This window comes from Streptomyces angustmyceticus (genome assembly GCF_019933235.1).
GTDB lineage: Bacteria > Actinomycetota > Actinomycetes > Streptomycetales > Streptomycetaceae > Streptomyces > Streptomyces angustmyceticus.
Genome location: NZ_CP082945.1, coordinates 6755324 through 6777663, shown reverse-complemented (window position 1 = coordinate 6777663; position 22340 = coordinate 6755324). Strand labels below are relative to the sequence as shown.

Here is a 22340-nt window from a genome sequence, read left to right as displayed (position 1 = left end):
CCCGCCGGGAGGGCGGGGGCCTCGTGGTGTGCGCCGGCCGGCGGGGCGCCGTCAGGCGGTGGCGGCCGGGCGGCCCGCGAGGGCGTCCAGGTCGGCGCGGGTCAGCCCGGTCAGCCGGGCGACCTCGGCGGTGTCCACGGCGCCGCAGTCCAGGCCGCGCAGCAGGTAGCCGCTGAGCGCCTTGGCGGTGGCGGGCTCGTCCATGACGTCGCCGCCGGACCTGGCGACGTACGCCGCGAGCCGGGCCGCGGCCTGCTCCAGGCCCTCGCGGTAGAAGGCGTAGACCGCCGCGTAACGGGTCGGCAGATGGGCCGGGTGCATGTCCCAGCCCTGGTAGTACGCACGGGCCAGCGAGCGGCGGACCAGGCCATGATGGAGGCGCCAGGCGGCGTGCACCTGCTCCGTCGGGCCGACCGGCAGGACGTTGGTGGAGCCGTCGGAGAGGCGGACGCCGGTGCCGGCGGCGGCCACCTGCATCACGGCCTTGGCGTGGTCGGCCACCGGGTGGTCGAGGGACTGGTGGGCGGCGCTGACGCCGCAGGAGGCGCTGTAGTCGAAGGTGCCGTAGTGCAGGGAGGTGGCGCGGCCCTCGGCGGCCTCGATCATGCGGGCGACGGTGGCGCGGCCGTCGGCGCCCAGGATCGACTGGGTGGTCTCGATCTGGATCTCGAAACCGATCCGGCCGGCCGCCAGGCCGTGCGCCGTCTCGAAGGCCTCCAGCAGCCGGACCATGGCGGTGACCTGCTCGGCGTAGGTCACCTTCGGGAGCGTCAGCACCAGGCCGTCGGGCAGGCCGCCGGCCGCCATGAGGCCGGTGAGGAAGATGTCGAGGGTGCGGATGCCGCGGTCGCGGACGGCGGCCTCCATGCACTTCATCCGGATGCCCATGTACGGGGCGGCGGTGCCTTCCCGGTACGCGGCGGCCACCAGGGCGGCGGCGCGGGCCGCGGCCTCGTCCTCCTCGGCGTCCGGGCGCGGGCCGTAGCCGTCCTCGAAGTCGATGCGCAGGTCCTCGACGGGCTCGCGGGTGAGCTTGGCCCGGACCCGGTCGTGGACGTCCGAGGCGAGCGCGTCGGGGATGCCGAGGACGGCGGCGAGCGCGCCGGCGTCGGGGGCGTGCGCGTCGAGGGCGGCGAGCGCCTGGTCGCCCCAGGAGCGCAGGGTGCCGGCGGTGAAGACGTCACCGGGGACGTAGACCGTGTGGACGGGCTGGCGGGTGCCGGGGTCGCCCGGGTAGCGCCGCGCCAGATCCGCGTCCACCTGGGCGAGAGCGGCTCCGATTCCCTCACGTACGGTGTCCGCGAGGCTCGTCGCCGCGCTCTCCTGCTGCCCCATTCGACACCCTCCCGGTGCGCACGCCCGACGATCGAGCATTTTCCGCTCAACGGAATCAACAATCCGTATAGCGAAGTTAACCGGCCGGTTTGCCGAGGTCAACACCCTTCCCCGGAACGGCGCAGGTCATGGCGCACGGGCGGGCCCGGAAAACTCCGTGGCGGGTCCGCCGCGGGACCGCCAGACTCCCCCTCATGACTTGGATCGCACCCTCCGTCGAACGCAGAGAACTCCCCACCACGGCCGGTGAACGGGAGATGCTGCAGGGCTGGCTCGACTTCCACCGTGACACCCTGCTCGCCAAGTGCGCGGGCCTGACGCCCGATCAGCTCGTCGAGGCGAGCGCACCGCCGTCCGCCCTCACCCTGCTCGGCCTGGTGCGCCATATGGCCGAGGTCGAACGCGTCTGGTTCCGGACGCGCTTCCTGGGGCAGCGGATCGCCGACCTGTACTTCAGCGAGGACGACCCGGACGCCGACTTCCACGGCGCCGACCCGGCCGGCGCCGAGCGCGATCTCGCCGTGTTCCGCGCCGAGATCGAGGTCTGCGACAAGGCGGTGGCGGACCGCGGGCTGGACGAGACCTTCACCCCGCGCCCGGGGCGCACCCTCAACCTGCGCTGGATCTACGTCCACATGATCGAGGAGTACGCCCGGCACAACGGCCACGCGGACCTGCTGCGCGAGCGGATCGACGGGGCCACGGGCAGCTGACGGCGCGGCACCCGGCGCGGGTGCCGCCGACGGCACGAGGCCCCGTACGCACCACGCGTACGGGGCCTCGTGCGAGGTCGGATCCGGGCTCCGGCCGGACGGTGGTCAGCCCTTGCGGGTCTTGACCTCGTCGGTGAGGGCCGGGACGACGTCGAAGAGGTCGCCGACCACGCCGTAGTCGACCAGCTCGAAGATCGGCGCCTCTTCGTCCTTGTTGATGGCGACGATGGTCTTCGAGGTCTGCATACCGGCGCGGTGCTGGATGGCGCCGGAGATGCCCGCCGCGATGTACAGCTGCGGCGAGACCGACTTACCGGTCTGGCCGACCTGGTTGGTGTGCGGGTACCAGCCGGCGTCCACCGCGGCACGCGAGGCGCCGACGGCCGCGCCGAGCGAGTCGGCGAGCGCCTCGATGACCGGGAAGTTCTCGGCGCCGTTGACGCCGCGGCCACCGGAGACCACGATCGCGGCCTCGGTCAGGTCCGGGCGGCCGGTCGACTCGCGCGGCGTGCGCGAGACGATCTTGGTGCCCTTGGAGGAGTCGGCGACGGTCACCGCGAGCTGCTCGACGGTGCCGGCGGCCGGGGCGGCCTCCGGGGCGGCCGAGTTGGGCTTGACGGTGATGACCGGGGTGCCCTTGGTGATGCGGGACTTGGTGGTGTACGAGGCCGCGAAGACGGACTGCGTGGCCACCGGGCCCTCGTCGCCGGCCTCGACGTCGACGGCGTCGGTGATGATGCCGGAGCCGATGCGCAGCGCGAGGCGGGCCGCGATCTCCTTGCCCTCGGCGGAGGACGGCAGCAGGACGGCGGCCGGCGAGACCGCGTCGTAGGCGGCCTGCAGCGCGTCGACCTTGGGGGCGACGAGGTACTCGGCGAACTCGGGCGCGTCGGCGGCCAGCACCTTCACGGCGCCGTGCTCACCGAGGATCTTCGCGGCGTCCTCGGCGTTCGCACCGAGGTGCACCGCCACCGGCTCGCCGATGCGGCGGGCCAGGGTCAGCAGTTCGAGGGTGGGCTTGCGGACGGCGCCGTCCACGTGGTCGACGTAGACAAGGACTTCAGCCATGGGATTGCTCTCCTGCGGGAAGAATGAGGGCGGTGGGAAGGACTGCGGCTCAGATGAACTTCTGGCCCGCGAGGAACTCGGCGAGCTGCTTGCCGCCCTCGCCCTCGTCCTTGACGATCGTGCCCGCGGTGCGGGCGGGGCGCTCGGCGGCGCCGTCGACCTTGGTCCAGGCGCCCTCGAGGCCGACCTCGTCCGCCTCGATCTCCAGGTCCTCCAGGTCCAGGGACTCCACCGGCTTCTTCTTGGCGGCCATGATGCCCTTGAAGGAGGGGTAACGCGCCTCACCCGACTGGTCGGTGACGGACACGACGGCCGGCAGCGCGGCCTCCAGCTGCTCGGTGGCGGTGTCGCCGTCGCGGCGGCCGGTGACCTTGCCGCCGTCGACGGACACCTCGGAGAGCTGGGTGACCTGAGGGACGTTCAGACGCTCGGCGAGCAGCGCGGGCAGCACACCCATCGTGCCGTCGGTGGAGGCCATGCCGCAGACGACGAGGTCGTAGCCGGTCTTCTCGATGGCCTTGGCGAGCACGAGCGAGGTGCCGAGCGCGTCGGTGCCGTGCAGGTCGTCGTCCTCGACGTGGACGGCCTTGTCGGCGCCCATCGACAGCGCCTTGCGCAGCGCGTCGTTGGCGTCCTCGGGGCCGACCGTGAGAACCGTGATCTCCGCGTCGTCGGCGGCTTCCTTGATCTGCAGGGCCTGCTCGACGGCGTACTCGTCGAGCTCCGAGAGCAGACCGTCCACATCGTCACGGTCGACGGTCAGGTCCTCGGCGAAGTGCCGGTCGCCGGTGGCGTCGGGCACGTACTTCACACAGACAACGATCCTCAGGCTCACGCCGGCTCTCCTACCTGCTTCGTCTCTTCAGAACTGCCTTGTGCTGGCAGCATAGGCGCCTGTCGGGGCGGCTCCCGGTCGGATGCGGTTCCCCACGCCGACCGTCATATTACTCGCCAGTACATCGACTCTCGTGCCCCGAAGCAAGGCCGTCCAAATGTGACCTTGCCAACGGACCCGACCGGCGGACGAAGCGGCGGAACGGGAACCCGTCAGTCCCTCAGCGCGTTGAAGCGGCCCTGGTGGTACAGCAGCGGACGGCCGGGTCCCGCGGGGTCGCCGACGACGGGCTGGGCGAGCACGATGCGGTGGTCGCCGGCCGGCACCCGCGCCACGACCCGGCACACCAGCCAGGCCAGTACGCCGTCCAGCAGGGGCACGCCCTCGGGGCCGGTGCGCCAGGAGGTGGCGGGGCCGAAGCGGTCGGCGCCGCTGCGCGCGAAGGTGGCGGCCAGCTCCTGCTGGTGCTCGCCGAGTATGTGGACGCCGATGTGCTCGGCCTCGGAGACGGCGGGCCAGCTGGAGGCGCCGGTGCCGATGCCGAACGAGAGCAGCGGCGGGTCGGCGGCGACGGAGGTGAGGGAGGTGGCGGTGAAGCCGACGGGGCGGGCGCCGTGCGCGGTGATCACCGCGACGCCGGCGGCGTGCTGCCGGAAGACGGAACGCAGCAGCTCGGGAGAGGCGGTGCGGGGCGTGCCGAGGCCGGTCGAGGCCGTCATGGAGTTGTCCTTCTGCTGGGGTGTACGAGCCCGGGCGGAGCCGCCGGCGGTGGTGTGATCGCCGGCGGCGATGGTGTCGTCGCGCTTCACGCGTCCGGACAGCGGGCGCTGGCGGTCCGCAGAAGGTCGACGTGGGCGCGTCCGTACAGAAGGGTTCCTGGCCGCATCACGTCAGAGTGACGATGTGTGCCCCACAGCGTCAAGGGGCGCCTGCCATCTGGGAGATCAATCACGGACCGCCGCGCCCAGCGCCGCGATGACATCCGCCTTCCTGGGCTGTCCGGCGGCGCGGCGCACGATCGCGCCGTCCGCGTCGAGCACCAGCACGGTGGGGGTGCGCTCCACTTCCAGCCGCCGCACGAGGGCCAGGTGGTCCTCCGCGTCGATCTCGACATGGGCCACCCCCGCGACCATCCCGGCGACCTCGGCGAGGGTGCGCCGGGTGGCCCGGCAGGGCTGGCAGAAGGCGCTGGAGAACTGCAGCAGGGTGGCCCGCGCCCCCAGCTCCGCGCCGATCTCGGCGGCATCCAGCCGCGCCCCGTCGTTCCGCTCCCGCACCGTCAGCGCCCCTTCGAAGTGGGTGCCACCGACCCGGGAGCGCCCGCCGTCGCGAGCGCCGCGCGGGGCACCATGAGTCCGGTCATCGAGGGGTGCAGCGTTCCCGGGGCCGCAAAGATTCCCGGGGCCGCGGGCGCCTTGCGTCCCGGCGGGCGGCGGGTGGCGCGGGCCTTCACGTGACAAGAATCTCCCGGCCGTGGCGGCCCGCGCGCTGGTGGCCACGGCCGAGATCGGGCACGATCTCCCGAAAGCCGCAGCTACGGCTGCGTAGGTTTCCGCCGGGAGAACCCTCCCCAGGCGTGGAAAAGGGGTCCTCCGGACAATGGCAGAGCTCGTCTATCCGCCGGTGATCGGCGCCGCCCGCACACTCTTCAAGGCGCTCGATCTGAAATTCGACATCGCCGGGACGGACCACGTCCCGCGCAGCGGCGGAGCGGTTCTGGTGAGCAATCACATCGGATACCTGGACTTCGTCTTCGCGGGTCTGACGGCGCGTCCCGCCAAGCGGCTGGTGCGCTTCATGGCGAAGGAGTCGGTGTTCCGGCACAAGGTGTCCGGGCCGCTGATGCGCGCGATGAAGCACATCCCCGTGGACCGCGCGCAGGGCATGCACGCGTACAAGCACGCGCTGACCGCGCTGCGTTCGGGCGAGATCATCGGGGTCTTCCCCGAGGCGACGATCTCCGAGTCCTTCACCCTGAAGACCTTCAAGTCCGGTGCGGTGCGGCTGGCCCAGGAGGCCGGGGTACCGCTGCTGCCGGTGGCGCTGTGGGGCACCCAGCGGCTGTGGACCAAGGGCCACAAGCGCGATCTGGGCCGCAACCACCTGCCGATAACGATCCGGGTGGGCGAGCCGATGGAGGCCGATCCGGCCGAGCAGGCCGAGAAGATCACCGACCGGCTGCGGGCCCGGGTGCAGGACCTGCTGGAGGCGGCGCAGCGTGCCTACCCCGCGCGCCCCAAGGGCCCCGAGGACACCTGGTGGCTGCCGGCCCACCTCGGCGGCACGGCCCCCGCGGCGCCCGGCACCGCCTGACGGCGGACCCACCGGCCGGACCGCGCCGTCGCGGCGGCGCCTCCGGCTGCCGGCCGGCCCGTCCGGTCACGGGGTCCAGATGTCCCCGGTCTCGATCCGGGCGTCCGGGCAGGCCGCCCGCAGCTCCCGGGCCAGCTCCGCGCCCGCGGCGGCCAGCTCGTCGAGCGTCATGGGAGCCATCCGCTCCAGCAGGAAGAGGGCGCTGACCGAGTCCTCGGTGAGGCGGGTGCGGACGCCCTGCCGCCAGTTCCAGCGCCGGCAGGTGACGCCCTCGTCGTCGCACCAGACGACCTCGCCCGCGTCGGGGTGCTCGACGGCCTCGGCGCCGCCGGCCGCGGTCACGAACGGCTCGTCGCCGGTGGCCCGCACCAGCCGCATCCCGCCCTGGATGCGGTCGAGGTCCTCACCGCCCACGGGGACGAGGTAGGCGACGCTGACGGCGTTGTAGATGTCGACGAGGCGGTTGATCCGCGGCAGCCCGCCGTCCGCGAGCGCCCGCCTGGCCAGCGCCTCGGCGGAGTTGCGGGTGCGCGACGGCTTGCTGCCGAACGCGGTGTACGCGGCGCGCCAGGCGGCGACGTGCGGATCGTCCTGCGGGGCCCGTCCGTCCAGGCGCGCGGCGAGGCGGCGGGCGGCCTCGTCCAGGAGCGCCGCGCCGGCCTCGTCGCTGGGCCCGTTGGTCAGGCCGTGGGCCTCGACGGCGAGGTAGCCGAAGCCGGGCGCCAGGGCGCGCACCTCGTCGGAAACATGCAGGCGGCAGGTCGTGCCGGAGTCGTGCGGAGAGCGGGGCATCGGGGCCGTTCCTCAGAGATCGGTGGGGAGCGTCTGCCAGAGGTGAGACCGGTCGGTGGCCTCCCGGAGGCATTGGAGCACGTCCGGATGCGGTTCAGCAAATAGCACCGGGTAGTCCACTTCGTTGCACTCAGGTCGCACGGGGAAGGCGAGCCGCTCCCGGCCCGGGCGGAACTGCGCGTCGACGCCCGGCTTGTTGCCCCGCGGATCTTGGCGCACCCAGCGGTCCTCGCCCGGCAGCCGGACGGCGATCAGGCCGTGGACGGTGTTCTGGATCAGCTCCATACCCGGGGAACGTAGCGATGCGCCCGGCCGAGAGTCGATGACTTTTCGGTCGGGCGCATAGCTATTCAGAGCATCATGCCGGGCGGCTAGCGGCCCAGCTCCTCGCGGAGCGCGGCGAGGAAGCCGTCGACGTCCTCCTCGGCGGTGTCGAACGCGCACATCCAGCGCACCACCCCCGCCGACTCGTCCCAGAAGTAGAAGCGGTAGCGCTTCTGCAGCCGCTCGGCGACGTCGTGCGGGAGCCGGGCGAACACGCCGTTGGACTGCACGGGGTAGAGGATCTCCACCCCGCCGATCTCCCGGACCCCGGCCGCCAGCCGCTGCGCCATGGTGTTGGCGTGGCGGGCGTTGCGCAGCCACAGGTCCTTGGCGAGCAGCGCCTCCAACTGGACGGAGACGAAGCGCATCTTGGAGGCCAGCTGCATGGACAGCTTGCGCAGATGCTTCATCGCCCGCACCCGGTCGGGGTTGAGCACCACCACGGCCTCGCCGAAGACCGCACCGTTCTTGGTGCCGCCGAAGGAGAGAATGTCGACGCCCACGGCGTTGGTGAAGGCCCGCATCGGGACGTCGAGCGTCGCCGCGGCGTTGGCGATCCGCGAGCCGTCGAGGTGCACCACCATGCCGCGCTCGTGCGCGTGGTCGCAGATCGCCCGGATCTCGTCCGGCGTGTAGACCGTGCCGAGCTCCGTGCTCTGGGTGATCGAGACGACCTGCGGCATCGCGCGGTGCTCGTCGTCCCAGCCGTACGCCTCGCGGTCGATCAGCTCGGGGGTGAGCTTGCCGTCCTCGGTGGGCACGGTCAGCAGCTTGAGCCCGCCGACCCGCTCGGGCGCACCGCACTCGTCCACATGGATGTGCGCGGAGTCCGCGGCGATCACCGCGCCCCAGCGGTCGGTGACGGCCTGCAGGGCGACGACATTGGCACCGGTGCCGTTGAACACCGGGAACACCTCGGCGCGCTGCCCGAAGTGGCTGCGGAAGACGCGCTGGAGGTGTGCGGTGTAGTCGTCCTCGCCGTAGGCGACCTGGTGGCCGCCGTTGGCGAGGGCGAGCGCGGCGAGTACCTCGGGGTGCGCGCCGGCGTAGTTGTCGCTGGCGAAGCCGCGTATCTCGGGGTCGTGGTGCCGCCGTGCGTCGGTCTTCGCTCCGCTCACGGCTCGGGGGTCAGCCACAGACGCTGTCCATTCACTTCCTGGGCGGGCCGGCTCCAGACCCCGGCGATGGCCTCGGCCAGCTCCGTGACATCCGTGAAGCCCGCGAACTTGGCGTTCGGTCGCTCGGCGCGCATCTGGTCGTTGACGAGCGCCTTCACGACCAGGATCGCAGCCGCGGCGCGCGGTCCCTGCTCACCCCCCGACTTGCGGAAGCCGTCCGCCATGGCGAGGGTCCACGCCTCGGCGGCCGCCTTGGAGGCGGCATAGGCGGCGTTGCCGCCCGTGGGCTTGCTGGCGCCGGCCGCGCTGGTGAGGAGGAAACGGCCGTTGCCGCTGCGTTCGAGCGCTTCGTGGAAGGCGAGCGAGGTGTGCTGGACGGTGCGGACCAGCAGCTTGTGCAGCATGTCCCAGTCCGCGAGGTCGGTCTCCGCGAAGGTCGAGGAGCCGCGCCAGCCGCCGACGAGGTGCACCAGGCCGTCGATCCGGCCGAATTCCTTCTCCGTACGAGCCGCCCATTCGCGGGTCTGGTCGAGGTCGAGGAGGTCGACGGTGTCCCCTATCACCGTGGCGCCGCCGTGGGCGTAGCGGGCCGCGTCCACGGCCTCCGCCAGCCGCTCGGGGTGGGAGTCCGAGCCGACCACCACCGCACCCGCTTCGGCCAGCCGCAGCAGGGTCGCGCGGCCGGCCGGCCCGGCCGCGCCCGCCACCGCGATGACCGCACCCTCCAGCGGCCCCTGGCCGCCCGTCGAAGTAACCATCTCCGTCGCCTCCTCGTCCTGCACCTGGACGGCCTTCGGCCGGGTGTTCCGGTCGTTCGTCATGCCGCCGCCAAGGTGTCGCTGTGGGCCGTGATGCCCTTGGTGGATGCGATCACGGCGCGCAGCTTCTTGGCGAGCGCTTCGTAGAACATGCTCAGCGGGAATTCGTCGGGGAGCACGTCGTCCACGAGCTTGCGCGGCGGCTGGTCGAGGTCGAGGGCGTCGGGGCCCTTGGCCCAGACCGAGCCCGGGTGCGGTGCCAGGTAGGTCGAGACGAGGTCGTACGCGGCGAACCAGTGGACCAGCTTGGGCCGGTCGATGCCGTCGCGGTAGAGCTTCTCGATCTCGCCGCACAGCTGGTTGGTGACCTTGGGCGCGCGCTCCCAGTCGATGTGCAGTGTGTTGTCCGTCCAGCGTACGACGTCGTGCTTGTGGAGGTACGCGAAGAGCAGCTGTCCGCCCAGGCCGTCGTAGTTGCGGACCCGGTCGCCGGTGACCGGGAAGCGGAACATCCGGTCGAAGATCACGGCGAACTGCACATCACGCGCCTGGGTGTACCCCTCGGCCTCCAGCTTCACGGCCTCCTTGAAGGCGGTGAGGTCGCAGCGCAGCTCCTCCAGGCCGTACATCCAGAACGGCTGACGCTGCTTGATCATGAACGGGTCGAACGGCAGGTCGCCGTGGCTGTGGGTGCGGTCGTGCACCATGTCCCACAGGACGAACGCCTCCTGGCAGCGCTCCTGGTCACCGAGCATCTCGCGGATGTCCTCGGGGAGTTCGACGCCGAGCGTCTCGATGGCGGCCTCGCTGACCCGGCGGAAGCGCGCGGCCTCGCGGTCGCAGAAGATCCCGCCCCAGGTGAACCGCTCGGGGGCCTCGCGCACGGCGATGGTCTCCGGGAAGAGCACGGCGGAGTTGGTGTCGTAGCCGGCCGTGAAGTCCTCGAAGGCGATGCCGCAGAAGAGGGGGTTGTCGTAGCGGGTGCGCTCCAGCTCGGCCAGCCAGTCCGGCCAGACCATGCGCAGGACGACGGCCTCGAAGTTGCGGTCCGGGTTGCCGTTCTGGGTGTACATGGGGAACAGCACGAGGTGCTGGAGGCCGTCGGCGCGCTGCCGGGCGGGCTGGAAGGCGAGCAGGGAGTCGAGGAAGTCCGGCACGCCGAAGCCGTCGTCGGTCCAGCGACGCAGGTCGGCGGCGAGCGCCTCGTGGTAGGCGGCGTTGTGCGGCAGCAGCGGGGCGAGCTCGCCGAGAGCCGCTATGACGCGGTCGACCTCGGTACGCACGGCCTCGGCGCGCGGGGCGCCGTCCGCCTCCAGGTCGATCGAACCGTCCTTGGCCTGCCAGGGGCGGAGGGTCTCGACCGCCTCCTTGAGCACGGGCCACGCCGGGTGCTCGACCACGCTCCCTGCGGTCGTGGTGGCCTCACGGACACCCACAGGCGAAAGAATTTCCGTCATGACTGCCCTCCGGCGATAGATCGTGTTGTCAGAACACGGTAACCAGCCGAGGATCGCCCACTCAAGTGGCGCTGGTGAAAATTATTCTGCCGACCCCGGCCGATCGCGCCTGTTTTTCCTGCCGTCAGCACTCGGGGCGGGACTTCCTGCCAGTAATGCCAAGGGTTTCGGCGGTTTCTCCGGGACCGCGCGAGGCGGCAAACCTCCGGAGCGTGTGGCATATGCCATAGCGACCACGAGGCGCGGAGCCCGGCCCGCGGCGGCCGGGCCCGCCCCGGGCACCGTCAGCGCCCCGAGGACTCGCCCACGCGAGGGTGAGACGGTCTGAACCCGGATATGGCGGGTACCCGTACTGGACACACCGCGGTCCGGTCCGGCAGCCCGATTTCCGCCGGTCGGTCCCGTTAGGCTGTGCGCCATTTCGTAGCGCCGTTGCCGACACCCGACGGTCGGCACGTGTACGGAGCCGACACCAGCACCGAGCCGACAGAAGCGAGGCAGCCTTGTCCTTTCTCACCATCGGACACCGCGGGATGATGGGCGTGGAGCCGGAGAACACCCTGCGGTCCTTCGTGCGCGCCGAGCACGAGGGCCTCGACGTCATCGAACTCGATCTGCACCTGAGCAAGGACGGCGCGCTCGTGGTGATGCACGACGCGGACGTGGACCGCACCACCGACGGCGCCGGCCCGATCGCCGAGCGCACCCTCGCCGAACTCCGCGAACTCGACGCCGGGCGGGGCGAGCGCATCCCCGTCTTCGAGGAGGTCGTGGCGGCGGTCCGGGCGCCGCTGCAGGCCGAGATCAAGGACGTGGCGGCCGCGCAGGCGCTGGCCGAGGTGATGCGGTCGCGCGATCTGGTCGGCCGGGTCGACGTGATCTCCTTCCACGACGAGGCGCTGGCCGCGATCCGGACCCTGCTGCCCGGTGTGCGCACCGCGCTGGTCGCCAGCAGGTACGGCGCGGACGTGGTCGACCGGGCGCAGGCCGTCGGCGCCACGATGCTCTCCTTGAACATCCGCCGGCTCACCCTGGAACTGGTCGAGCGGGCGCATGCCGCACAGCTGAAGGTCGTGGGCTGGACCGTCAACACCCACGACCAGCTGCGCCTCGCGCGGGGCTTCGGGCTGGACGGCGTGGTGACCGACCAGCCGGAGATCCGGCGGGCGGTCCGCTTCACGGCGTGAGGCGGCACCGGACGGGATGAGCCGGGTGGGGCGCGCCGATTCCTCGGCCCCCACCCCCATCTGCGGGGAAACGCGCATGTCACAGCGCCGCAATGTGATCCCAGCATGCGGACGTTTCCCCCGGTGATCTCGACAGACGGGCTCGGGCACTGCCACTCTCCCGCCATGCGCCTCGCCAACCGCCCCCTCAGACTTGCCGCTTGCGCCACCGCCGCGCTGCTCACCGCGGCCGTCGGCTGTGCCCCGCAGGACGCGTCCCCCGGCGGTCCGGGCGCCGCCGGACCGCGTCAACAGAGCTGTGACCGCGGCAAACTGGCCACCGTGGCGCACGGCAGGCTCACCGTCGGCACCGACAAGCCCGCCTACGCGCCCTGGTTCCACGACGACGACCCGGCCAGTGGCAAGGGCTTCGAATCGGCCGTCGCCTACGCCGTCGCCCGCCGGCTGGGCTACGGCAAGGACGCGGTGGACTGGCGGACCGTGCCGTTCAACAACGCCTTCGCGCCCGGCGCGAAGAAGTTCGACTTCGACATCAACCAGATCTCCATCAGCGCCGCCCGCAAGCGGGCCGTCGCCTTCTCCTCCGGCTACTACGACGTGCGCCAGGCCGTCGTCGCCCTCAAGGGCTCCCCCGCAGCCAAGGCCAGGAGCATCGCCGACCTCCGGCGCCTCAAGCTCGGCGCGCAGGTCGGCAGCACCAGCCTGGACGTCGTCAACGACACCGTCCGGCCGGCGCAGCGCCCCGCCGTGTTCCAGAAGAACGACTTCGCCAAGAGCGCGCTGAAGAACGGCCAGGTCGACGCGATCCTCACCGACCTGCCGACGGCCTTCTACATCACCTCGGCCGAGGTGAAGAACGCCGAGGTGGCCGGGCAGTTCGCGGACACCGGCGCCGCCCACGAACAGTTCGGCCTGGTCCTGGACAGGGAGAGCCGGATCACCGGGTGTGTGACGGCCGCGGTCGACGCGCTGCGCAAGGACGGCACCCTCGCCGCGCTGGAGAAGAAGTGGCTGACCGACGCCGTGTCCGTCCCGGTGCTCAAGTGACGTACGGAGAAGGTGTGTCGAAACTCCGGACGGCCCGGGACGGGGCCGACGACGGGTACGTGCCCTCACGGCGGCGGATCGAGCGGGAGCGCTTCCGGCGCGCCAGGACCCGGCGCGCGACCGCCGTCGCCGCGCTGAGCACCCTGGTCACGGCCGCCGTCCTCTACCTCGTGATCACCCGCTCCCCCGGCTGGCCGCGGACCCGGGAGACGTTCTTCAGCGCCGAGTACGCCGCCAAGGCGCTGCCGAAGGTGCTGGACGGGCTGCTGCTGAACCTGCGGCTGCTGGTGGTGTGCGGGGCGGCGGTGCTGGTGCTCGGGCTGCTGCTGGCGGTGGCCCGGACGCTGCGCGGCCCGGTGTTCTTCCCGCTGCGCGCCCTGGCCACCGCCTACACCGACTTCTTCCGCGGACTGCCGCTGATCATCTGCCTGCTGATGGTGGTCTTCGGGGTGCCGGCGCTGCGACTGCGGGGCGTGACCACCGACCCCGTGCTGCTGGGCGGCTCCGCGCTGGTGCTGACGTACTCGGCCTATGTCGCCGAGGTCTTCCGGGCGGGCATCGAATCGGTGCACCCCTCGCAGCGGGCCGCGGCCCGGTCGCTGGGCCTGACCAGCGGGCAGGCGCTGCGGTTCGTGGTGCTGCCGCAGGCGGTGCGGCGGGTGGTGCCGCCGCTGCTGAACGACCTGGTCTCGCTGCAGAAGGACACCGGTCTGGTGTCGATCGCGGGGGCGGTGGACGCGGTCTACGCGGCCCAGATCATCGCCGGCAAGGACTTCAACTTCACGCCGTACGTCGTGGCCGGGCTCGTCTTCGTGGCGCTCACGATCCCCATGACTCGGTGCACGGACTGGGTGACGGCCCGCATGGACCGCCGGCGCGCCCAGGGAGGACTGGTATGAGCACCACCGACGACACCCCGCGGCCGGCCGCCGGCCCGGCCGGCGAGGCGGCGCCCGGGGACGGCCCGGTGCTGCGGCTGGAGTCCGTGCGCAAGACGTACGGGCGCGGCACGGTCGTGCTGCGGGACGTGGATCTGGCGGTGGCCCCGCACACCGTGACGGCGCTGATCGGCGCCTCCGGGTCGGGCAAGTCCACGCTGCTGCGCTGCGCGAACCTGCTGGAGGAGATCGACGACGGCGCGATCTTCCTGGACGGCGCGGAGATCACCGACCCGCGGGCCGACGTGGACGCGGTGCGCCGCCGGATCGGCGTCGTGTTCCAGGCGTACAACCTCTTCCCGCACATGACCGTGCTGGACAACATCACGCTGGCGCCCCGCCGGGTGCACGGGGTGCCGCGCGCCGAGGCGGAGGCGCGGGCCCGCGAGCTGCTGGAGCGGCTCGGGCTCGGCGGGCGGGCCGGGGAGTACCCCGACCGGCTCAGCGGCGGCCAGCAGCAGCGGGTCGCGATCGTCCGGGCGCTGGCCGGGCGGCCCCGGCTGCTGCTGCTCGACGAGATCACCGCGGCGCTCGACCCGGAGCTGGTCGGCGAGGTGCTCGGCGTGGTCCGCGACCTCAAGGAGGAGGGCATGACCATGGTCATCGCCACGCACGAGATGGGCTTCGCGCGGGAGGTCGCCGACCAGGTGTGCTTCCTGGACGGCGGGGTGGTGGTGGAACGCGGCACGCCCGAGCGGGTCTTCGGGGACCCGCGGCAGGACCGCACCCGGCAGTTCCTGCGGCGGATCATCGAGGCGGGCCGGCTCTGAACATCCGGGCGGGACGGCGCCGAGCGGTCAGGAGGCGACCGGCCTTCCCGTCGCCTCCTGGCCGAGTGGCTTGACCAGCAGCTCGAACTCCAGGTCGGCGCGCTGCGGGATGCCGAAGCGCTCGTCGCCGTACGGGAACGGGGTGAGCCGCCCGGTCCGCCGGTAGCCGCGGCGCTCGTACCAGGCGATCAGCTCGTCGCGCTGCCGGATGACGGTCATCCGCATCTCGCGGGCGCCCCAGAGGTCCTGGGCGGTCCGCTCGGCCTCCGCGATGATCACCTTGCCGAGGCCGCCGCCCTGGAGCTGCGGGCGCACCGCGAACATCCCGAAGTACACGTGGTCCCCGCGGTGTTCGAGCTGGCAGCAGGCGATCAGGGCGCCGTCCCGCTCGGCGACCAGCAGCCGGCCGGACTCGGCCCGCACCACGGCGGCGACGCCGTCCGGGTCGGTGCGCTGCCCCTCCAGCAGGTCTGCCTCCGTCGTCCAGCCGGCCCGGCTCGCGTCGCCCCGGTACGCCGACTCGATGAGGTCGACGAGACCGGGGATGTCGGCGTCGTGGGCGGTACGGAAGGTCAGCTCGCCGGTGGGCATGGTGCGCACAGTCCTCTCAGGGCCGGACAAAGGGCTGCACGGAGGCTAACAAGCGGCATGTGCGGCGTGTCAGGGCCGTTCGGCACGGACTTCCGGCGGCGGCGCCCCGAGGGCGCGCGGGGGACGGCGTAAGGTCCTGGCATGGTGCACGTACTGAGCAGCAGGGTGCTGGTGCGGCCGTCCGACCCCGAGCGGTCGCGGGCGTTCTACGGCACGGCGCTGGGGCTGGAGATCTACCGGGAATTCGGTACCGGACCCGGGCGCGGCACGGTCTACTTCCTCGGCGGCGGCTTCCTGGAGGTCTCCGGCCGCGCCGCGAGCCCGGCCACCGGGACCCTCCAGCTGTGGCTCCAGGTGGCGGACGCCGCGGCGGCGCACGAGGAGCTGCTGGCGCACGGGGTCGAGGTGCTGCGGCCACCCGTCCAGGAGCCGTGGGGGCTCATCGAGATGTGGATCGCCGATCCGGACGGCCACCGGATCGTGCTGACGGAGGTCCCGGCGGACCATCCGCTGCGATACCGGCCCTGAGGGGCCTCGCGGCGCACCCAACCCGCGCTCCCCCGCCGTGCGTCCGTGCGCTCCCGTGTGCCGGGCACAGGGCGGGCATTCTGCACCCGATCCGTGCGGCAGGCGGTACTCGGGGAGGTGCGCCGTGCACGAACCGGTGTGGGTCGGCTGGCTGCTGGTGCTGCTGTGCGCCGGGGCCGCCGCGTACTGCCTCGTCCGCGCGCGCACCGGCCCGGCCGCGCACCGGGGCGACGCCCGCGGCGAAGGGCTGATGGCGCTGGGCATGGCGGCGATGGCGCTGCCCGCGTCCGCGGTGACGCCGCCTCAGTGGTCGTCGTGGGTGTTCACCGCGGTCTACGCGACGGCCGGGGTGTGGGCGCTGGCGCGGCGGCATCCGCACCACGCGGTGGGCACGTTCGCCATGGCGTACATGGCGCTGGCGATGGCGGTGCCGGCGGACCACACGGGCCCGGCGTCCGCGGTGGGCCGGGCGGACGCGACGGGGCCGGTGGCCTCGCCGGACGCGATGGGCGCGATGAGCGGGATGAGCGGGATGAGCGGGATGGGGCACGGCGGGCCGGGCGGGGTGCCGCTGCTGACGGGCCTGTTGCTCGCCTACTACACGGTGTACGTGATCGCCGCCGGGGTCCGGCTGGTGCCGGCGGGCGTCCGGGCGGCGGACCCCGCGGCCGAAGGGACGGAGGCGGCCACCGGACCGGGCGCGCCGGCGGACCTCGGGCCGCCGGGGGTGCTGCGGGCCTGCCGGGTGGCGATGGGCATCGGCATGCTGGCGATGCTGCTGGCTCTGTGAGCTGCGGGCGCGGCGCTTCCGTACGGCCGCGCGGCGACGGGCGGCGGTCCGGCGGCCCGCACCCTTGACCCGGGTGGCATACGTCACATCCGCGGCGCGGCCGTACCAACGGGTAGCCGTCCGCTCATAGGCTGACGCCATGATGGTCCCTCTCACGCTGATGGTTCTCGGCGTGCTGGCCGCGGCAATGGCGCCACGGCTGATGGCCCGTTCCGACTGGCCCGACCGGGAGCCGGTGCTCGCCCTGTGGGTGTGGCAGTGCGTGGTGGCCGGTGTCCTGCTGTGCTGTGTGCTCGCGATGTCGCTGAGCGCGTCCGCCGCCTGGGAGACCGTCCGCAGCCCGGTGTTCGGCTTCGCCCCCCGGGTGGTCGTCGAGGCGTACGCGCTCCAGGGGCACGGGCCGTGGGCCGGGGTGCTCGCGCTGCTCCTGGCGTGCGGCGGGGCCTGGACGGCCGTCGCGCTGACCCGCGAGGTACGGGCGGCGCGCGCCCGGCGGCGGCAGCGCCGGGCCGAACTCCTGCGCCGCGCACCGCTGTTGCCCGGCGAGGAGCCCCGCGCCGAGCGCCTGGTCGTCCTGGAGGGCGACCGCCCCGAGGCATGGTGGCTGGCCCACTCCCAACTGGTCGTCACCACGTCGGCGTTGCGGCGCCTGAAGGGCAGTCAGCTCGATGCGCTGATCGCCCACGAGCAGGGCCATGCGCGGGCCCGGCACGATCTCCTGCTGTACAGCGCCTCCGCGCTCGCCGTGGGCTTCCCGCAGATCCCGGTCTTCGCCGCGTTCCGCGACCAGGTGCACCGGCTGGTCGAGCTGGCCGCCGACGACGTGGCCTCGCGCCGCTTCGGCCGGCTGACGATCGCCCTGGCCCTGGTCGAACTCAACGAGGACCGCGGGGTGTTCGGGCCCTGTCCGACGCAACTCGCGCAGGTCCCCCAGCGGGTGGACCGGCTGCTGTCCCCCGCACCCCGCTTCACCCCCGGCCGCCGGCTCCGGATGACGGCGGTGGCGACGCTGGTACCGGCCGTCCCGCTGCTGGTCGCCTTCATCCCGGGCCTGCGCGCACTGACGTAGGGCGTGGCCCCTCGCGAGGGGCGCCGGTCATCGGCGAGGATCGGCCCATGTCCTCGACGCCCCTTCCCACCGCCCGTACGTCCGCCGAGGAAGACCCCGGCCGGCGGGCATCCGTCCCTCGCCTCCCCGCCCTCCCCTGTGCCGTGCTCTGCGCGCTCCTCTTCGGCGCGCTGCTCACCCTCGTCGTGCTGCGGTGGGGTCCCTTGATGTCCCTGGACGCCTCCGTGGCGGGCACCTTGCACCGGACGGCCGTCACCGAGCCCGGCTGGACCCGCCTCAACCGGGTGCTCAGCGACTGGGTGTGGGACCCGTGGACGATGCGCGCGGTGCTTCTGGCGGCGGTCTGTCTGCTCGTCCGGCGCGGGGAGCGCCGGCTCGCCCTGTGGGTGGCGGCCACCGCGCTCCTCGGGACGGGGCTGCAGCAGGCGGTGAAGGCGGTGGTCGGCAGGGACCGCCCCGTCTGGCCGGACCCGGTGGCCTTCGCGCACTACACCGCGTTCCCCTCCGGGCATGCGCTGTCCGCGCTGGTGGCGGGTGCCCTGGTCCTGTGGCTGCTGCGGCGGACCGGGGCGCGGCCGCTGTGGCGATGGACGGCCCGGACCGTGGTGGTGCTCTCGGTCGTCGGCGTCGGCTTCACCCGGGTCTACCTGGGCGTGCACTGGCTGTCGGACGTCGTCGGGGGCTGGCTGCTGGGCGGGGCCCTGGTGGCCGGATCGGCCGCGGTCCACGGCGCCCTGGCGTCCCGGCCGTCTTGGCCCGGCACCGCACGGCGGGCAGGATGGCGCTCATGACGGTGATCGAGGGTGTGCTGTTCGACTTCTCCGGAACCCTGCTGCGCATCGAGTCCGCCGAGTCCTGGCTGCGTGCGGCGCTGACCGCGTCCGGCACGGCCATGGACGACGCCGAGCTCGTCCGCTCGGCGGCCGCGCTGGAACGGGCCGGCGCGCTGCCGGGCGGCTCCCCGCCCGTCGAGCTGCCCGCCGCCCTGGCCGGGCTGTGGGAGATCCGGGACCGCGACGCCCGCCACCACCGGGCGCTGTACACCGGGCTGGCCCGCCAGGTCCCGCTCCCCGATCCGGAGCTGTACGACGCGCTCTACGAACGTTCCCGGGCGGCGGCGGCCTGGCAGCCCTACCCCGACGCCGCCGAGGTGCTCGCGGAGCTGCACCGGCGCGGGGTCCGTACCGGCGTCCTCAGCAACATCGGCTGGGATCTGCGGCCGGTGCTGCGCGCCCACGGTCTGGCCGGCCACGTCGACCGCTGTGTGCTGTCCTACGAGCACGGCCTGCAGAAGCCGGACCCCCGGCTCTTCACCCTCGGCTGCCGGGAGTTGGGGCTCGATCCGTCCGCCGTGCTGATGGTCGGCGACGACCGCAGGGCGGACGGCGGCGCCACGGCGGTCGGCTGCTCCTTCCTGCCGGTGGACCCGCTCCCGGTGGACCGGCGCCCGGACGGGCTGCGGCCGGTGCTGGACCTCGTGGGCTGAGGGGGCGGGGCGCGCCGCCTTCGCCCGGAGAAACGGAACCGCCCCGGCCGGCGGGTGCCGGCCGGGGCGGAAGGACCTTCCGCGCGCTCGCGTCAGCCGAGGGTCGCGAGGGCCTGGTTGAGGGTCGTCGACGGGCGCATGACCGCCGCGGCCTTCTCGACGGACGGCTGGAAGTAGCCGCCGATGTCGGCCGGCGAGCCCTGCACCGCGATCAGCTCGTCGACGATGGCCTGCTCGTGCTCGGTCAGCGTCTTGGCGAGAGCCGCGAACGCCTCCGCGAGCTGGGCGTCGTCGGTCTGCTTCGCCAGCTCCTGCGCCCAGTACAGCGCGAGGTAGAAGTGGCTGCCGCGGTTGTCGATACCGCCGAGCTTGCGGCTGGGCGACTTGTTCTCGCTGAGGAAGGTGCCGGTGGCACGGTCGAGGGTGTCGGCGAGCACCTGGGCGCGCGCGTTGCCCGTCTTCTGTGCGAGGTGCTCGAAGCTGACCGCGAGCGCCAGGAACTCACCCAGGCTGTCCCAGCGCAGGTAGTTCTCCTTGACCAGCTGCTGGACGTGCTTGGGCGCGGAGCCGCCGGCACCCGTCTCGAACAGCCCGCCGCCGTTCATCAGCGGGACGACCGACAGCATCTTGGCGCTGGTGCCCAGCTCCAGGATCGGGAACAGGTCGGTGAGGTAGTCGCGCAGCACGTTGCCGGTGACCGAGATGGTGTTCTCGCCGCGGCGGATGCGCTCCAGGGAGAACGTGATCGCGTCGACCGGCGACAGGATCTCGATCTGCAGGCCCTCGGTGTCGTGCTCGGGCAGGTAGGCCTTGACCTTCGCGATCAGCTGCGCGTCGTGCGCCCGGGTCTCGTCCAGCCAGAACACCGCCGGGTCGCCGGTCGCGCGGGCGCGGGTGACGGCGAGCTTGACCCAGTCGCGGATCGGGGCGTCCTTGGTCTGGGACATGCGGAAGATGTCACCGGCGCCGACGACCTGCTCCAGCACGGCGTCGCCGTTCTCGTCGAGGACCCGCACGGTGCCCGTGGTCGGGATCTCGAAGGTCTTGTCGTGGCTGCCGTACTCCTCGGCCTTCTGCGCCATCAGGCCGACGTTCGGGACCGAACCCATCGTCGAGGGGTCGTAGGCGCCGTTCGCCCGGCAGTCGTCGATGACGGCCTGGTAGATGCCGGCGTAGCAGCTGTCCGGGATGACCGCGAGGGTGTCGGCCTCCGCGCCGTCCGGGCCCCACATGTGGCCGGAGGTGCGGATCATGGCCGGCATGGAGGCGTCGACGATGACGTCGCTCGGCACGTGCAGGTTGGAGATGCCGCGGTCGGAGTCGACCATGGCGAGCTCCGGGCCCTCGGCGAGCTCGGCGTCGAAGGACGCCTTGATCTCGGCGCCGTCGGCCAGCGACTCCAGGCCCTTGTAGATGCCGCCGAGGCCGTCGTTCGGGGTCAGGCCGGCGGCCGCGAGCGACTCGCCGTACCGGGCGAACGTCTTCGGGAAGAAGGCGCGGACCACGTGGCCGAAGATGATCGGGTCGGAGACCTTCATCATCGTGGCCTTGAGGTGCACGGAGAACAGCACGCCCTCGGCCTTGGCCCGGGCCACCTGCGCCGTGAGGAACTCGCGCAGCGCGGCCACTCGCATCACGGAGGCGTCGACGACCTCGCCCGCGAGGACCGGTACCGACTCCCGCAGGACGGTGGTGGAGCCGTCGTCGCCCGAGAGCTCGATGCGCAGCGAGCCGTCCCGGTCGACGACCGCGGACTTCTCGGTGGAGCGGAAGTCGTCGACGCCCATGGTGGCGACGTTCGTCTTCGACTCGGCCGTCCAGGCACCCATGCGGTGCGGGTTGGCCTTGGCGTAGTTCTTGACCGACGCCGGCGCGCGGCGGTCGGAGTTGCCCTCGCGCAGGACCGGGTTCACGGCGCTGCCCTTGACCTTGTCGTAACGGGCGCGGACGTCGCGCTCGGCGTCGGTCTTCGGGTCGTCCGGGTAGGCCGGCAGCGCGTAGCCCTGCTCCTGCAGCTCGGCGATCGCGGCCTTGAGCTGCGGGATCGAGGCCGAGATGTTCGGCAGCTTGATGATGTTCGCGCCGGGAGTCTTGGCCAGCTGACCGAGCTCGGCGAGGGCGTCGTCGATGCGCTGGCCCTCCTCCAGGAACTCGGGGAAGCTCGCGATGATGCGACCGGCCAGGGAGATGTCACGGGTCTCCACGCTGACACCGGCCGTCGACGCGTATGCCTGGATCACAGGCAAGAACGAATACGTCGCCAGGGCCGGGGCCTCGTCAGTGTGGGTGTAGATGATGGTCGAGTCAGTCACCGGGTGCTCCGCTCCACGTCTGCAACATTGCTCGACATCAAGATATCTCGTGACCGCCCCCCTCTCGACAGGACCCCGCCCCGGCAAAAGCGGAGGAAATGGTTCCGCACGCCCCATAAGGGTGCAAACCGGCCTGCGGTTCGGCGGGGCGGGGTGGCGGGGGCGGCCCGTTCACGGCGCGGCACCGCCGCCACGGCCCGGAGCGACGGCACAGGGCTCGGCCCCGAAGGCGCCGCGCCCTGCCCTGTACGGCCGGTCAGCCGACCTTCACCCACTCCTTGCAGCCGTTGGTCTTGAATGTCTCGCCCTTGTTGACGGTGACGCGGGCCGGGCCCTGGGGGGTGTCGTTGGCGATGATGCTGTCCATCTCGCCGCTGGAGTCCTTGGCGCGCTCCCAGTAGCAGAGCGGGCTGCCGGAGGCGTCCGGACCTGCGGTCTTGTACATGCCGGCGGCGATGTCCTCCCCCACGAGGTAGCTGCCCTCACCAACCGTGGTGTCCGGGCCCGCGGGCGCGTCCGGCTCCTTCGCGGGCTGTGCGGCGCTCTTCGCCTTCTCCGCGGGCTTCGCCGCGCTCTTCGGCTTCTCCGCCGCGGCCTTGGCCGCCTGGGCGGTGACGGTGACCGTGACGGTGGGGGCGGGCTTCGCCGCGGCCTTCTTGGTGCCGTCGCCGCCGCTGCCGACCGCGGCCCCCAGCCCGAAGACGATGAACGCGCAGACCACGCCCACGGCGATCCTGAGTGCGGCGTGCTTCTTCTTCGGCGGCTGCGCGACCGGCGGCGGGCCGAAGGGGTGGGGCGGCGGTCCGAACGGTGCGGGATGCTGCGAGTGAGACATGAACAATCCCCCTTGCATCTGTGATGGTGTGGTGAAGACCGCTCATAGCCGTTGAAGGTTGTACGGTCGCGTGC

General features: G+C 72.5%; 23 protein-coding genes and 1 pseudogene. 11 read left to right on the top strand and 13 right to left on the bottom strand.

The window, feature by feature from the left end; genetic code table 11:
- Positions 1-51 precede the first annotated feature (51 nt).
- Positions 52-1335, bottom strand: coding sequence for a DUF6986 family protein (locus K7396_RS30310; protein ID WP_086716696.1), 1284 nt, complete (start codon positions 1333-1335; stop codon positions 52-54).
- 194 nt (positions 1336-1529) lie between these two features.
- Here K7396_RS30310 and K7396_RS30305 point away from each other — a divergent pair, with 194 nt between their 5' ends.
- Positions 1530-2048, top strand: a complete 519-nt coding sequence (locus K7396_RS30305) for a DinB family protein (RefSeq protein ID WP_086716697.1) — start codon at positions 1530-1532, stop codon at positions 2046-2048.
- 105 nt (positions 2049-2153) lie between these two features.
- On the opposite strand, the gene K7396_RS30300 is transcribed toward K7396_RS30305, so the two are convergent.
- The 4 genes from K7396_RS30300 to K7396_RS30285 all read right to left on the bottom strand — a co-directional run bounded on the left by K7396_RS30300 (position 2154) and on the right by K7396_RS30285 (position 5234).
- Positions 2154-3116 carry an electron transfer flavoprotein subunit alpha/FixB family protein gene (locus tag K7396_RS30300; RefSeq protein ID WP_086716698.1) on the bottom strand — a complete coding sequence of 321 codons (963 nt, stop codon included), beginning with the start codon at positions 3114-3116 and terminating at the stop codon, positions 2154-2156.
- 49 nt (positions 3117-3165) lie between these two features.
- Positions 3166-3951 carry an electron transfer flavoprotein subunit beta/FixA family protein gene (locus K7396_RS30295; RefSeq protein WP_086716699.1) on the bottom strand — a complete coding sequence of 262 codons (786 nt, stop codon included), beginning with the start codon at positions 3949-3951 and terminating at the stop codon, positions 3166-3168.
- Between the two features lie 212 nt (positions 3952-4163).
- Positions 4164-4670 (bottom strand): flavin reductase family protein, encoded by a 507-nt coding sequence (locus K7396_RS30290; RefSeq protein WP_086716718.1) that lies wholly within the window; start codon positions 4668-4670, stop codon positions 4164-4166.
- 225 nt (positions 4671-4895) lie between these two features.
- Entirely contained in the window at positions 4896-5234 is a 339-nt protein-coding gene (locus K7396_RS30285; protein ID WP_373866978.1) for a TlpA family protein disulfide reductase, read from the bottom strand.
- Between the two features lie 316 nt (positions 5235-5550).
- On the opposite strand from K7396_RS30285, the gene K7396_RS30280 reads away from it, so the two are divergent.
- Positions 5551-6264: a lysophospholipid acyltransferase family protein gene (locus tag K7396_RS30280; protein WP_086716701.1), complete on the top strand. Its 714-nt coding sequence runs from the start codon at positions 5551-5553 to the stop codon at positions 6262-6264.
- Between the two features lie 66 nt (positions 6265-6330).
- Here the strand turns inward: K7396_RS30280 and K7396_RS30275 are convergent, their stop codons facing one another.
- The 5 genes and pseudogenes from K7396_RS30275 to K7396_RS30255 form a co-directional block, all read right to left on the bottom strand.
- Positions 6331-7056, bottom strand: coding sequence for a B3/B4 domain-containing protein (locus tag K7396_RS30275; protein ID WP_086716702.1), 726 nt, complete (start codon positions 7054-7056; stop codon positions 6331-6333).
- 12 nt (positions 7057-7068) lie between these two features.
- Positions 7069-7323 (bottom strand): annotated as a pseudogene (locus tag K7396_RS30270) (transglutaminase); the annotation flags it as partial.
- Positions 7324-7427: 104 nt separating this feature from the next.
- Complete coding sequence (locus K7396_RS30265; RefSeq protein ID WP_317852138.1) at positions 7428-8498, bottom strand: threonine aldolase family protein; 1071 nt, start codon at positions 8496-8498, stop codon at positions 7428-7430.
- Positions 8495-9319, bottom strand: a complete 825-nt coding sequence (locus tag K7396_RS30260) for an SDR family NAD(P)-dependent oxidoreductase (protein WP_086716704.1) — start codon at positions 9317-9319, stop codon at positions 8495-8497. The genes K7396_RS30265 and K7396_RS30260 overlap by 4 nt, the downstream gene beginning before the upstream one ends.
- Entirely contained in the window at positions 9316-10713 is a 1398-nt protein-coding gene (locus tag K7396_RS30255) for a DUF6421 family protein (RefSeq protein ID WP_086716705.1), read from the bottom strand. The genes K7396_RS30260 and K7396_RS30255 overlap by 4 nt, the downstream gene beginning before the upstream one ends.
- Before the next feature lie 503 nt (positions 10714-11216).
- Here K7396_RS30255 and K7396_RS30250 point away from each other — a divergent pair.
- The 4 genes from K7396_RS30250 to K7396_RS30235 all read left to right on the top strand — a co-directional run bounded on the left by K7396_RS30250 (position 11217) and on the right by K7396_RS30235 (position 14655).
- Complete coding sequence (locus K7396_RS30250; RefSeq protein ID WP_086716706.1) at positions 11217-11900, top strand: glycerophosphodiester phosphodiesterase; 684 nt, start codon at positions 11217-11219, stop codon at positions 11898-11900.
- 165 nt (positions 11901-12065) lie between these two features.
- Positions 12066-12947, top strand: coding sequence for an ABC transporter substrate-binding protein (locus K7396_RS30245; RefSeq protein WP_086716707.1), 882 nt, complete (start codon positions 12066-12068; stop codon positions 12945-12947).
- A 14-nt stretch (positions 12948-12961) separates the two neighbouring features.
- A complete protein-coding gene (locus K7396_RS30240) occupies positions 12962-13846 on the top strand; it encodes an amino acid ABC transporter permease (protein ID WP_086716708.1) in 885 nt (294 codons plus the stop codon).
- Positions 13843-14655, top strand: coding sequence for an amino acid ABC transporter ATP-binding protein (locus tag K7396_RS30235; protein ID WP_279627930.1), 813 nt, complete (start codon positions 13843-13845; stop codon positions 14653-14655). The genes K7396_RS30240 and K7396_RS30235 overlap by 4 nt, the downstream gene beginning before the upstream one ends.
- 27 nt (positions 14656-14682) lie before the next feature.
- Here K7396_RS30235 and K7396_RS30230 read toward each other — a convergent pair whose 3' ends face one another.
- The gene (locus K7396_RS30230) at positions 14683-15246 is read right to left on the bottom strand and encodes a GNAT family N-acetyltransferase (RefSeq protein ID WP_086716709.1); all 564 of its coding nucleotides are present in this window, start codon (positions 15244-15246) and stop codon (positions 14683-14685) included.
- A 141-nt stretch (positions 15247-15387) separates the two neighbouring features.
- Here K7396_RS30230 and K7396_RS30225 point away from each other — a divergent pair, with 141 nt between their 5' ends.
- From K7396_RS30225 to K7396_RS30205, 5 genes are all read left to right on the top strand, one after another.
- A complete protein-coding gene (locus tag K7396_RS30225) occupies positions 15388-15774 on the top strand; it encodes a VOC family protein (RefSeq protein ID WP_086716710.1) in 387 nt (128 codons plus the stop codon).
- Positions 15775-15898: 124 nt separating this feature from the next.
- Positions 15899-16564, top strand: a complete 666-nt coding sequence (locus K7396_RS30220; protein ID WP_086716711.1) for a DUF5134 domain-containing protein — start codon at positions 15899-15901, stop codon at positions 16562-16564.
- Positions 16565-16703: 139 nt separating this feature from the next.
- Entirely contained in the window at positions 16704-17633 is a 930-nt protein-coding gene (locus K7396_RS30215; RefSeq protein WP_086716712.1) for a M56 family metallopeptidase, read from the top strand.
- Between the two features lie 47 nt (positions 17634-17680).
- Entirely contained in the window at positions 17681-18424 is a 744-nt protein-coding gene (locus K7396_RS30210) for a phosphatase PAP2 family protein (RefSeq protein ID WP_086716713.1), read from the top strand.
- Entirely contained in the window at positions 18421-19119 is a 699-nt protein-coding gene (locus K7396_RS30205; protein WP_223660243.1) for an HAD family hydrolase, read from the top strand. Before K7396_RS30210 ends, K7396_RS30205 begins: the two co-directional genes overlap by 4 nt.
- A 92-nt stretch (positions 19120-19211) precedes the next feature.
- Here the strand turns inward: K7396_RS30205 and K7396_RS30200 are convergent, their stop codons facing one another.
- Complete coding sequence (locus K7396_RS30200) at positions 19212-21431, bottom strand: NADP-dependent isocitrate dehydrogenase (RefSeq protein WP_086716715.1); 2220 nt, start codon at positions 21429-21431, stop codon at positions 19212-19214.
- Positions 21432-21687: 256 nt separating this feature from the next.
- Positions 21688-22266 (bottom strand): hypothetical protein, encoded by a 579-nt coding sequence (locus K7396_RS30195; protein ID WP_086716716.1) that lies wholly within the window; start codon positions 22264-22266, stop codon positions 21688-21690.
- Positions 22267-22340 lie beyond the last annotated feature (74 nt).